Source organism: Blautia argi (assembly GCF_003287895.1).
GTDB classification, from domain to species: domain Bacteria; phylum Bacillota; class Clostridia; order Lachnospirales; family Lachnospiraceae; genus Blautia; species Blautia argi.
Genome location: NZ_CP030280.1, coordinates 52,946 through 65,573 on the forward strand (window position 1 = coordinate 52,946; position 12,628 = coordinate 65,573).

The window sequence follows — 12,628 nt, forward strand, 5'->3', positions numbered from 1 at the left end:
CATAGCTAGAAGTGACATCTGAATTAAATATTTATCGGAAAGATGTCCATATAATATAAGGGAGGTGCCTTGAATATGAAAATGACATTTCAGCCAAAGAAAAGACAGCGTTCCAAAGTTCACGGATTCAGAGCTAGAATGAGCAGTGCTGGCGGAAGAAAAGTTTTAGCTGCCAGAAGAGCAAAAGGAAGAAAAAAATTATCAGCATAAGACCGCAGACATGTGGTCTTTTCTTCTCTTTGCGGTAAAGGATAGAGTATATGAAATATTCGGAATCATTAAAAAAGAACAGAGATTTTCAGTTGGTTTACAAAAAGGGAACATCATTTGCCAATCGTTATCTGGTTATGTACATTAAGGAAAACCAACTGCAGCGTAACAGACTTGGGATATCAGTAAGCAAAAAAGTGGGAAACAGTATAGTAAGACATCATTTGACCAGATTGATAAGAGAAAGTTATCGCCTTAATGAAGAAAAATTTTGCTGCGGATATGATATAGTAGTTATTGTAAGAGTAAGTGGAAAGGAGCAGGGATTTCATGCGTTGGAAAGTGCCTTGCTGCATTTGGGAAAACTCCACAAAATAATGAGAAGTGAAGAGAATGAAAAAAATATTAATCGTCTTGATTAAAGGGTATCAGAAATATTTGTCACCGCTTAAAAGCACACGCTGCCCCTATATACCTACCTGCTCTCAGTACGGGTTGGAGGCAATCGAGAAATACGGCGCTCTTAAAGGAGGGCTTATGGCAGTATGGAGAATTTTAAGATGTAATCCTTTTTCAAAGGGTGGATATGACCCGGTACCGTAAAAGGAAAACAGAAGGTTTATCGGTTGAGAAAAACAGGAGGGTGACAAAAACAGAAGGAGGAAACTGTTTTGGGTGTGTTACTGACTAAGAGTACCATGCCGATTGTAAACTGGGTAGCGGAAGTGCTGGGCTGGCTTATGAACGGCATTTATAGCATTGGAGTCCATAACCTGGGTCTGTGTATCATTATCTTTACACTGATTATCTATGCGTTTATGACTCCACTTCAGATCAGACAGCAGAAATTTGCAAAAATGAATGCTGTTATGTCCCCTGAATTGCAGAAGATTCAGAAAAAATACAGAGGAAAAAAAGATCAGGCATCACAGATGAAAATGCAGGAAGAAACCATGGCCATTTACGAAAAATATGGGGTATCTCCTACAGGAAGCTGTCTGCAGATGTTAATTCAGATGCCGATTTTCTTTGCTTTGTATCAGGTTATTATTAAGATTCCGGGATATATCAGTGGAATCAGAGGAGTATTTGATTCTGCTGTTGCACATATTACTGATGTAAAGGGATATTCTCAGATTATCCTGAATTTTGTACAGCAGCACAAAATTACAAATGCCTATCTGCCTACGGAGGGAACTCTGACAGATAATCAGGTCGTAGACTTTTTGTATGCGCTGTCCCCGTCACAGTGGGATCAGCTTGCTGATGTAAACAAATTCCAGGGATTTGCAGATGTGTTAAATCAGGCTGCAGATACACTGCACCCTATGCAGAATTTCTTAGGTCTGAATATCGCAGATAATCCATGGGCGCTGATTCAGTCCGGTTGGAGTTCACACAGCTATCTGCTGATTATTGCAGCTATCTTAATTCCGGTTCTGGCATGGGCAACACAGGTGCTGAATATGAAGCTGATTCAGACAGAAAGCAATCCTGCCAACAACGGAAACGGAGGCTCTTCTACCATGGAAGCAACCATGAAGAGCATGAACATGATTATGCCTTTATTTACAGCATTTATCTGTTTCACATTCCCGGTTGGTATTGGTATCTACTGGATTATCGGTGCGGTTATCCGAAGCGTTCAGCAGCTGATTATCAACAGACGTCTGAATAACATGGATATGGACGAATTTATTCGTAAAAATAAAGAAAAGATGGACAAGAAGCGGGCAAAGAGAGGGGTTACAACCCAGAATATCAGCCAGCAGGCAAAGATGAGTGTCCGCAATATTGAAGAACCAAAGAGAAAGACTATTGCAGAAAAGAGCAATTCTGTAAAAAATACATCAGGCTACAGCACAGCAGTGCCTAAGACAAAGCCGGGAAGCCTGGCATCCAAGGCAAATATGGTGGCGCGGTTTGATGAGGAGCACAAAGGAAAAAAGAAATAAGGTAAGGGGGAAAAAGAATGGAATTCAAAGAGTTTTCGGCAAAAACGGTAGACGAAGCGATTACAAAGGCAAGTCTTGAATTTGAAACCTCCAGTGAAAATCTGGAAATTCAGGTTGTTTCTGAGGGAAAGACCGGATTTTTGGGATTTGGTGCAAAGCCGGCGATTATTAAGGTAAAAAGAAAAAAAGCAGCAGATGTTTCTGAAGAAATACCTGTAAAAAAAGAAACCCCGGTAAAAGCCAGAGAAGAGAAGAAGGAAGTCAAAAGTGCGCCTGTAAAAGAGCCGAAGCATGAGGTGTACAAGGAAACTGCTGAAAAAGAAGACGTACCGGTAAGGGAAAACGAGCGTGTACGGGAAGAAAGAAAAGCAGTGGTAAGAAGTGAAGAAGAAATTGCAGAAATTAAAGCAGAAGCTGAGAAATTCCTTACAGGAGTATTTAAAGCCATGGAGCTTCCTGTAGAAATCAAGATTCAGTACAAAGAGCCGGAAGGAAATCTGGACATTGAATTTGTAGGACAAGATATGGGAATCCTCATTGGTAAGAGAGGACAGACACTGGATTCTCTCCAGTACCTTACAAGCCTGGTGGTAAATAAAGGCAGACAAGGCTATATCCGTGTAAAGCTGGATACAGAGGACTACAGAAACAGAAGAAAAGAAACACTGGAAAATCTGGCAAGAAGTATTGCTTACAAAGTAAGAAAAACCAGAAAAACAGTATCTTTAGAACCTATGAACCCATATGAAAGAAGAATCATTCATTCTGCTCTGCAGGGCAACCGCTATGTGGAAACCTACAGTGAAGGAAATGAACCTTACCGTCATGTGGTAGTAAAGTTAAAAAACAGATAACAGCATAAGGTAAAACATAATTATTCTAGGTGAAAGCGCGAATAACAAGGGTATCTCCCTGCGCTTTTGCCTTTTCTTTTTAAAGGAGGGATTTTATGACAGACACCATAGCCGCAGTAGCCACTGCCATGACTGCATCAGGAATCGGCATTATCCGAATCAGCGGTCCGGACAGCCGCAAAATTGTGGGAAAAATATATTGTTCCAAAAACGGAAAAAAGCGAATCGAAGAAGTGCCTTCCCATACCATAAATTATGGTTTTATCTGTGATGGAAAGGAAACCATAGATGAAGTTCTGATTATGGTAATGGACGGACCCAGAAGCTATACAGGAGAAGATACGGTAGAGATTGATTGTCACGGCGGTGTACTTGCCATGAAAAGAGTGCTGGAAACTGTGGTCAAATATGGGGCAAGACCGGCAGAGCCGGGAGAATTTTCAAAAAGGGCGTTCTTAAACGGCAGAATGGATTTATCTCAGGCAGAGGCGGTTATCGATATCATTAACGCACAAAATGAGTATGCTCTGAAAAGTTCTCTGGGACAGTTAAGGGGAAATATTCAAAGGGTGATTAAAGAAATCAGAGAACGGATTATTTATCAGATTGCCTATATCGAATCCGCCCTGGACGATCCGGAACACATCAGTATAGATGGTTACGGAGAAGAGCTGAAAAAAGAGGTGGACAATCTGCTTTTGAAGCTGGAAGGGCTTTTACAGACCGTGAGAGAAGGAAAGCTGATGAAAGAGGGAATTAAAACCGTGATTGTGGGAAAACCCAATGCAGGAAAATCTTCTCTTTTAAATACGTTGGTAGGCGAGGAGCGCGCCATTGTCACAGATATTGCAGGTACCACCAGGGACGTTCTGGAGGAAACCATTGTGCTTCATGGCATTTCCCTTCGTATGCTTGATACTGCGGGAATCCGCAGTACAGAGGACGTGGTGGAAAAAATCGGTGTCAAAAAAGCGGTTGAGTCTGCAAAGGACGCGGATTTAATTCTGTATGTGGTGGATTCTTCTGTGCCATTAGATGAAAATGATGAAGAAATTATGGGGATTTTGCAGGACAAACGAGCCATTGTCATTTTGAATAAAGCAGATTTGCAGCAGGTAGTGACAGAAGAGGACTTAAGGAAAAAGACAGACCACCCCATTGTAACCATTTCAGCAAGAGAAGAAGAGGGAATTGACTTGCTGGAGCAGCAGATTAAAAAGCTGTTTTTTGAGGGAGAGCTATCCTTTAATGATGAGATTTATATTACAAATGTACGCCATAAGGCAGCCTTGGATGAGGCTGAAAAAAGTCTGGAACTGGTAAAAAACAGCATTGAAATGCAGATGCCGGAGGATTTTTTTTCCATAGATTTGATGAATGCGTATGAGGCGTTGGGAAGTATTATCGGAGAATCCGTGGGAGAGGATTTGGTGAATGAAATTTTCTCAAAGTTTTGCACAGGCAAATAAAAAAATGTGGATAATTCACCGGAAATCATGAGAGATTGTTGATAAAACAGGAGAAAACAGAAATGAGTGTATTAGAAGAAAAATATGATATTGCCATTGTGGGAGCCGGACACGCAGGTTGCGAGGCAGCTCTGGCATGTGCCAGACTGGGACTTGAAACCATTATGTTTACTGTCAGTGTGGACAGCATTGCACTGATGCCCTGCAACCCCAATATCGGCGGTACGTCCAAAGGACATCTGGTTAGGGAAATTGATGCTCTGGGCGGTGAAATGGGAAAAAATATTGATAAAACCTTTATTCAGTCTAAAATGCTGAATGTATCCAAAGGTCCTGCCGTACATTCCCTTCGTGCTCAGGCAGACAAGCAGGAATATACAAGAGAGATGAGGAAAACTCTGGAAAATACAGAGCATCTTACAATCCGCCAGGCGGAGGTTACCGAAATTCTGGCAGAAGATGGAAAAGTAAAGGGCGTGAAGACTTATTCCGGCGCCGAATACCATACAAAAGCTGTGGTACTTTGTACAGGTACTTACTTAAAGGCAAGGTGTATTTATGGTGACGTGAGCAATTATACTTCAGGCAGCCAATTATCTTACAGATTCTCTGAAAAAGCTGGGTGTGGAAATGTTCCGCTTTAAGACAGGAACCCCGGCGAGAATTGACAGAAGAAGCGTGGATTTTTCTAAAATGGAGGAGCAGTTTGGAGATGAAAAGGTGGTTCCGTTTTCCTTTTCCACAAACCCGGAGGACGTGCAGATTGAGCAGGAATCCTGTTGGCTTACCTATACCAATGAGAAAACTCATGAGATTATCCGAAGCAACCTGGACCGTTCGCCTCTGTATTCCGGCATGATAGAAGGGACAGGCCCAAGATACTGTCCGTCTATTGAGGATAAGGTGGTAAAATTTGCGGATAAAAACAGACATCAGGTATTCATTGAACCGGAAGGACGCTATACCAATGAAATGTATGTGGGAGGCATGTCCAGCTCTCTTCCCGAAGACGTGCAGTATGAAATGTACCGCTCTGTTCCGGGACTTGAGCATGTAAAAATCGTGCGGAATGCCTACGCGATTGAATATGATTGTATCAATGCCAGACAGCTTTATCCCACACTGGAGTTTAAGAACATAAAGGGACTGTTTTCCGGAGGTCAGTTCAACGGAAGTTCAGGTTATGAGGAAGCAGCAGCTCAGGGACTTGTGGCAGGTATTAATGCCGCTATGGAGGTGCTTGGAAAAGAGCAGATGATACTGGATCGTTCCGAGTCCTATATCGGTGTGTTGATTGATGATTTGGTCACAAAGGAGAATCATGAGCCATACCGTATGATGACCAGCCGTGCAGAATACCGTTTGCTGCTTCGTCAGGATAATGCAGACCTGAGGCTTCGGGAAAAGGGATATCAGGTGGGACTGGTATCACAGGAGCAGTATGATTATATTCAGTGGAAAAAGGAAAAAATCGCAGAAGAAGCAGAGCGCATGGAGCATGTGCATGTAGGCGCCGTAAAAGAGGTACAGGAACTTTTGGAAAAATACGGAAGCACACCGCTAAAAAACGGGATTTCCCTTGCAGATTTAATCCGAAGACCGGAACTGAGCTATGATATTGTAGCGCCATTTGATAAAAAAAGACCGGAATTGCCGGAAGATGTGAGAGAACAGGTAAACATTAACATTAAGTATGATGGTTACATTAAGCGCCAGTTAAAGCAGGTAGAAGGCTTTAAAAAGCTGGAAACAAAGAAGCTGCCTCAGGATATGGATTATGATGCAATCAGCGGTCTGCGTATTGAAGCAAAGCAGAAATTAAAGGAATACCGCCCTGTGTCCGTAGGACAGGCGTCCCGTATTGCAGGGGTATCCCCGGCAGATATTTCTGTGCTTTTGGTGTATATGGAAACCTACAGACGAAACAGATAAAGGAGAGCATGTCATGAGTTATGATTTAACCCTTCTTAGGCAGGCTTGTGAGGAATACAGAATCAGCCTGAGTGAAAAGCAGGAGCAGCAGTTTATACAGTATTATGAGCTTCTTGTAGAGTGGAATAAGGTGATGAATCTCACCGGAATTACGGAATTTGAGGAGGTTTTGGTAAAGCATTTTGCAGACAGTCTGTCCATTGCAAAGGGTTTGGATATAAATAAAATACAGTCCTGCATAGATGTAGGAACCGGTGCAGGGTTTCCGGGGATTCCGTTAAAAATTGCCTTTCCTCATCTGAAGGTGACGCTTTTGGATTCTCTGAATAAAAGGCTGAACTTCTTAAATGAAGTTATCAGCCAACTGGGGCTTGAAAAAATTGAAACCGTTCATGGAAGAGCGGAGGACGCAGCGAAAAAGCCGGAGTACAGAGAGCAGTATGATTTGAGCGTGTCAAGGGCAGTATCCCGTCTGGCGTCCCTGTGCGAGTATTGTATGCCTTATGTAAGACCAGGCGGAGTATTTGTGTCCTATAAGGCAGAAAAGGCGTCAGAGGAGCTTGCAGAGGCAAAGAAAGCCATTGCCGTTATGGGAGGAAAGCTGCAGAAGATAGTGGATTTCCGGCTTTGCGGTACGGATATGGAGAGAACTCTGCTTGTGATTAAAAAGGAAAAGAATACGCCTAAAAAGTATCCGAGAAAAGCAGGAACACCAACCAGGGAACCAATATTGTAAAAAGTGTATTTACGAAAATAGACAAACGTTTGCGTGAAAGCTATATAAATTTGCGCAAACTCTATTTTATGTAAAGTAAAACGATTGAGCATGCTTGTTTTCACTAAAGATGAGCATGCTCAATCCTTTCATATGCTCAAAAAACAGCCGGAAAAGTTTTTTGGGAGCATAGAGCAGCAAAAAAGAAAGATGCTGCAAGTATAACTTCTCCATTTCACAGAAAAAACACATTCTCGTCTAATTTTTATCACAAATTTCCCATAGAATAAATAAATCAGGGGCTGTTACAGCTCTGTACATAATTAAAGGAGGGAAAATTTTGGTTGAGGTAAGAAATCTGGTAAAAAAATATGGCAACCATATGGCGGTAAATCATTTGAATTTTACCATTGAGAAAGGGAAAATTTACGGCTTTCTTGGACCGAATGGTGCGGGAAAATCTACGACTATGAATATGATTACCGGGTATATTGCATCTACAGAAGGTGAAATTCTCATTGATGGACACAATATATTAGAAGAACCGGAGGTGGCAAAGAAGAAAATCGGATATTTGCCGGAAATTCCGCCTTTGTATGTAGATATGACTGTTCTGGAATATTTGAGATTTGCAGCAGAATTAAAGGGAATTCCCAAAAGTAAAAGGGCAGAGAATATTAAAGAAGTTATGTCAACTACAAAACTGGACAGTGTAAAAAACAGATTAATTAAAAATCTTTCTAAGGGTTACAGGCAGAGAGTAGGACTGGCACAGGCGCTTTTAGGATACCCGGAAATTATTATTTTAGACGAGCCTACGGTAGGTCTGGATCCAAAACAGATTATTGAAATCAGAGATTTGATTAAAAGTCTGGGAAACAGGCATACCGTAATTTTAAGTTCCCATATTCTTTCTGAGGTAAGCGCTGTGTGTGATCATGTGCTGATTATAGATAAGGGAAGGCTGGTTGCAAGTGATTCGCCTGAGAATCTCAGTAGGGTGATGTCAGGGGCAAATGCGCTGGAGATTACGGTAAAGGGAAAGGAAGAGGTTATCCGGAAAGCCTTAGATATGGTGGAGAACATAGAGGAACTTGTTTATCACCAGTCCATAGTAAAAGATGCCTGTGATTTCACGGTAAAGATTACAGGAGAACAGGACATGCGGGAAAATATCTTCTTTGCCCTGGCTGAAGCCAAATGTCCGATTCTGAAAATGCAATCCAGCAATATGAGTCTGGAGGAGGTCTTCCTGAAATTAACAGATAATGCGGGGCGTTCTGTGTTGGAAGAGGATTCTGTTTTTGAAGCTGACAATGAGGAAGAGCTTTTGCAGCAGGAGGCAAAAGAAGAATCAGAGGAAGCTTTAATAAATGAAAATACTGCTGAGAGCGGAGAAGAGGAGGAAGAGTAAGAGATGCTGGCAGTTTATAAAAAGGAATTGAGAGGATATCTGACCTCGATGATTGGCTATGTGTTTGTGGCGTTTGTTTTGCTGATATCGGGTATTTATTTTACTGCGTATAACCTGCAGTTTGCAAGTCCTGATTTTGGTATGACTTTAAATTCTGTAACCTTTATTTTTCTCATTATCACGCCGATTCTGACCATGAAGATTCTGGCAGAGGAGAAGAAAAATAAAACCGACCAGCTTCTTTGGACGGCTCCGGTTCCTGTATGGAAAGTGGTTATGGGGAAATATCTGAGTATGGTGACCATGTATTTGATTCCTGTGGCAATTGTCGGTCTTTATCCTCTTATTATGGGGAAATACGGTACGGTTTCTTATGCCATGGCGTATACAGCCCTTCTGGGCTTCTTCTTCCTGGGCTGCGCGCAGATTGCAGTGGGAATGTTTTTGTCTTCCGTGACAGAGAGTCAGGTCATTGCGGCGGTTCTGACCTTTGGCGTGTTGTTTTGCAGTTTTATGATGGACGGAATTGAAAGCTTTTTTTCGGATACTGCCATAACCTCTATGGTAGCGTTTCTTCTTCTGGCAATTTTGCTGGGCGTGGTGCTTTATCAGATGACAAAAACCCTTAGTCTGTCTGTAGGTGTCAGTGTGATACTGGGCGCCAGTGTGGTGCTTATATATTTTATAAAGCCGGAAATTTATTCCGGATTGATTCAGAAGGTTTTAGGGCTTCTGGCAATTGCCAATCAGTTTGACAGCTTTGTGGGTGGTGTTTTAGATATTACGGGTATTTTCTATATGCTTTCCGTTATCTGTATTTTTGTATTTCTGACTGTTCAGTGTATACAAAAACGGCGTTGGAGTTAAAGCGAGCTTATTTTGAGGAAAGGAAATGCAGATATGAAGAAAATAAATGTGAAAGAAATGATGAGAAAGCATAAGGAACAGAAAACGCAAAATAAAAAGATTCTAAAGCATGGGGCATACAGCATGGCAGTGACGGCTGTGGTGATTGCAATTGTTGTAGTTCTGAATCTGGTAGTACAGGAAATTCCTTCAAAATACAGAGAAATTGACCTGAGCAGCCAGAAACTCTACACTATTGGAGAGCAGACAGAAAAGCTTTTAAAAAGTCTGAAAAAGGACGTGGAGCTGTATTATATTGCCCAGGACGGTTCCGAGAGCAGTGATATAGAAAAGCTGTTGGAAAAGTATGAAGAGGGAAGCAAGCATGTAAAGGTAGAACAGAAGGATCCTGCAGTTTATCCACAGTTTGCTGCTCAGTATACTTCTGAGTCAATCAGCAACAACAGTATCATTGTGGTCTGTGGAGAGAAAAGCAAGGTTGTAGACTATAATTCCATGTACGAAACTTCTATTAATTACCAGACTTATTCCCAGGAAGTAACCGGGTTTGATGGAGAGGGTCAGCTTACCAGTGCAATTAACTATGTAGTGTCTGAGGATATGCCGATTTTGTATACGCTGGAAGGGCATGAAGAGGCTTCTATGAGTGAAACCATGAAGGAAATTGTGGAAAAGGCAAATATCCAGATGAAGAGTCTGAATCTGCTGTCAGAGGAAGCAGTACCTGAGGATACTGCATGTCTGTTTATTTTTGCACCTGCCACAGATTTTACAAAAGAAGAAGCAGATAAGGTTATTGAGTATTTGGAAAATGGCGGAAAGGCTTTGGTTGTATCTAATTATACAGACAAGGAGATGCCTAATTTTGAAGCGGTTCTGGAAAATTACGGCGTTCAGCCTGTAGATGGAATTGTAGTGGAAGGAAATACAGATAATTATGTTTCTCAGAATCCCTATTATCTTCTTCCGAATGTAGAAAGCGGAGAAATTACTTCTGAGCTTTCCTCTAAGAGCAGATATGTGCTTATGCCTTTAGCCCAGGGGATTCGACAGACAGAGAATATGAGAGATACACTGGAAATCACCAGCCTTCTCACAACCTCTGACAGTGCATATTCCAAGACAAATCTGGAAGAAATGCAGACTATGGAAAAGGAAGAAGGAGATATATCCGGTCCCTTTGATTTGGCGGTATCTATTCAGGAAAGCGTAGGAGAGGAAAAGGAAACGCAGATTGCTTACTTTGCATCAGCGGCGTTGTTTAACGACAGTATGAATGCCATGGTTTCAGGGGCGAACTATGAATTAATGTCAGCAGTTATTTCCTGGCTTTGCAGCAAAGAGAACAGCAATCCGATTTCCATTCCGGTAAAAACTTATGATACCACCAGACTTATGGTATCTACAGCAGACATTAATTTCTGGAGTATTTTTGTCACAGGTGTGATTCCGGTATGTATTTTGCTTGTTGGTTTTGGAATTTGGATAAAGAGGAGAAAACAGTAATATGAAAAAACAGAAAAAAGGGCTTCTGGCAGCCATTGTTGTTCTGGTTCTTCTCATAGGTGTTTATCTGGCGCTGCGGGCAGCAGCGCCGGAGGAAGACCAGTCTGCATCAACAGAGGCGGATACAAAAACAGCATTTGAGATAAAAGCAGAGGATATTTCAGAGCTTTCCATAGAAAATGGCAAGGAGAGCTATCATTTTTCTCGTAAAGAGGATAAATGGACTTACACAGAAGATGAGAACTTCCCCCTTAGTGAGTCACAGATTCAGAATGTAGTATCCAATCTGACTTCTATATCAGCAGTGAGAGAATTGGAAAATACAGAAAATTTAGCAGATTATGGATTAGATAATCCGGAAATACAGGTGACTGTAACAGATATAGAAGGAAAAGAAACAGAGTTAAAATTTGGCGATATCAATGACGCTGTGTCAGGCTGCTATATGAGCAAAAGTGGAAGCCACAAAGTTTATCTGGTAGATTCTTCCGTGAAAACCGGATTGGAAGTGAAGCTTACAGATTTGGCGGAAAAGGAAGAAATACCATCGATTGCGGCTTCTTCCGTAAAAAAGGTAGAAATAAACCGTAATAATGAAACACAGACTTTGGGAGAAGAGAAATCCTCGGAAACAGGTTGGAGCTATAAAGACAGTGACGGTAGGATAATTGCAGCAGATAGTTCTAAGACAGGAGAATATATGAATCAGTATTCCACTGTAGCATGGAATGATTTTGTTGCCTATGACACAGATAATCTGGCGGAGTATGGACTGGATAATCCAACAAAAGTTACTATTGATTATCAGGTGACAGAAAGTGTTCCTGAAGAGAAAGTGAAAGATACGGAGGAAGATGAGAAAGCCGACTCTGGAGAAAATGGTTCAGAAAAAGATGAGCATGCTCAGGGAGAAACAGAGGCTGTAAAAGAAGTAACGGTGGATAAGCAAGTGGTCTTTCTTATTGGAAAGCAGGACACAGAAGGAAATTATTATGCGAAGTTACAGGACGGTAAGTATGTATATACGCTATTGCAAAGTACTGTAGAGAGCATGCTCAATATAAATCCGGAAGAACTGGTGAGCAGTCTGGTGTCAGACTATTCCTTTGCTGACCTGGATAAGGTGACTTTTGTGAGAAATGAGCAGACGTATGCGGCTGTGAAAAAAGAGGTAGAAAAGGAGAAGAGTCCCAAAGGAAAAAACAGTGAGGAAGAGGACGCAGAGCCGGAAACAGAAACAAAATATTATCTAAACGATAAAGAAATTGATAAAAATCTTTTTACAACCTTTTTTAGCACAGTTACTTCTATGGAATGGCAGGAACAGATAAAGAATGCTCAGGTCCAGGGTACGCCGGAGATGATGATTACTTTTGAAAAAGAGGGAGGTATTCAGAATACAGTTGAATATTATCCTTATGACACAAATTTCTATCTGGAAAAAGATACGAAGGGAAACGAAACTCTGGTTAATAAAATGAAAGTAAAAGAAATGCTAGATTCCTTTGATTCTATGATAAAAAAATGGGAGAAAGGGAAAGAATAGCAATAAATGAGATGTTAGACAGATGAAGAAAACTATAAGTAAAAATGTTTCATGTGAAACATTGGCATAGAATGGAAATAAAGGAGAAAAGGTACAAGGAGATTTTAAACATGTAGGTGAGAAAGAGGAGAATGTTTCACGTGAAACACTCTCCTCTTTC

General features: G+C 41.3%; 11 protein-coding genes and 1 pseudogene. All 12 read left to right on the forward strand.

The window, feature by feature from the left end; translation table 11 throughout:
• The first annotated feature begins 75 nt into the window (after positions 1 to 75).
• The gene (rpmH, locus tag DQQ01_RS00265; protein WP_003021823.1) at positions 76 to 210 is read left to right on the forward strand and encodes a 50S ribosomal protein L34; all 135 of its coding nucleotides are present in this window, start codon (positions 76 to 78) and stop codon (positions 208 to 210) included.
• A gap of 50 nt (positions 211 to 260) precedes the next feature.
• The gene (rnpA, locus tag DQQ01_RS00270) at positions 261 to 632 is read left to right on the forward strand and encodes a ribonuclease P protein component (RefSeq protein WP_111917730.1); all 372 of its coding nucleotides are present in this window, start codon (positions 261 to 263) and stop codon (positions 630 to 632) included.
• Positions 604 to 813 carry a membrane protein insertion efficiency factor YidD gene (gene yidD / locus DQQ01_RS00275; RefSeq protein ID WP_111917731.1) on the forward strand — a complete coding sequence of 70 codons (210 nt, stop codon included), beginning with the start codon at positions 604 to 606 and terminating at the stop codon, positions 811 to 813. The genes rnpA and yidD overlap by 29 nt, the downstream gene beginning before the upstream one ends.
• A 74-nt stretch (positions 814 to 887) precedes the next feature.
• A complete protein-coding gene (locus tag DQQ01_RS00280; RefSeq protein ID WP_308779017.1) occupies positions 888 to 2,165 on the forward strand; it encodes a YidC/Oxa1 family membrane protein insertase in 1,278 nt (425 codons plus the stop codon).
• A gap of 17 nt (positions 2,166 to 2,182) precedes the next feature.
• Positions 2,183 to 3,019: an RNA-binding cell elongation regulator Jag/EloR gene (gene jag / locus DQQ01_RS00285; RefSeq protein WP_111917732.1), complete on the forward strand. Its 837-nt coding sequence runs from the start codon at positions 2,183 to 2,185 to the stop codon at positions 3,017 to 3,019.
• Positions 3,020 to 3,114: 95 nt separating this feature from the next.
• On the forward strand, positions 3,115 to 4,488 hold the full coding sequence (gene mnmE, locus DQQ01_RS00290; protein ID WP_111917733.1) for a tRNA uridine-5-carboxymethylaminomethyl(34) synthesis GTPase MnmE: 1,374 nt from the start codon (positions 3,115 to 3,117) through the stop codon (positions 4,486 to 4,488).
• Between the two features lie 62 nt (positions 4,489 to 4,550).
• Positions 4,551 to 6,420: pseudogene (gene mnmG / locus DQQ01_RS00295) on the forward strand (tRNA uridine-5-carboxymethylaminomethyl(34) synthesis enzyme MnmG).
• 13 nt (positions 6,421 to 6,433) lie between these two features.
• Positions 6,434 to 7,156, forward strand: a complete 723-nt coding sequence (gene rsmG / locus DQQ01_RS00300) for a 16S rRNA (guanine(527)-N(7))-methyltransferase RsmG (RefSeq protein ID WP_111917734.1) — start codon at positions 6,434 to 6,436, stop codon at positions 7,154 to 7,156.
• A 319-nt stretch (positions 7,157 to 7,475) separates the two neighbouring features.
• Positions 7,476 to 8,549 (forward strand): ABC transporter ATP-binding protein, encoded by a 1,074-nt coding sequence (locus tag DQQ01_RS00305; RefSeq protein ID WP_111917735.1) that lies wholly within the window; start codon positions 7,476 to 7,478, stop codon positions 8,547 to 8,549.
• Between the two features lie 3 nt (positions 8,550 to 8,552).
• Positions 8,553 to 9,416, forward strand: coding sequence for an ABC transporter permease (locus DQQ01_RS00310; protein WP_111917736.1), 864 nt, complete (start codon positions 8,553 to 8,555; stop codon positions 9,414 to 9,416).
• Positions 9,417 to 9,449: 33 nt separating this feature from the next.
• Complete coding sequence (locus tag DQQ01_RS00315; RefSeq protein ID WP_111917737.1) at positions 9,450 to 10,922, forward strand: GldG family protein; 1,473 nt, start codon at positions 9,450 to 9,452, stop codon at positions 10,920 to 10,922.
• Between the two features lies 1 nt (position 10,923).
• Complete coding sequence (locus DQQ01_RS00320; protein ID WP_111917738.1) at positions 10,924 to 12,468, forward strand: DUF4340 domain-containing protein; 1,545 nt, start codon at positions 10,924 to 10,926, stop codon at positions 12,466 to 12,468.
• Positions 12,469 to 12,628 lie beyond the last annotated feature (160 nt).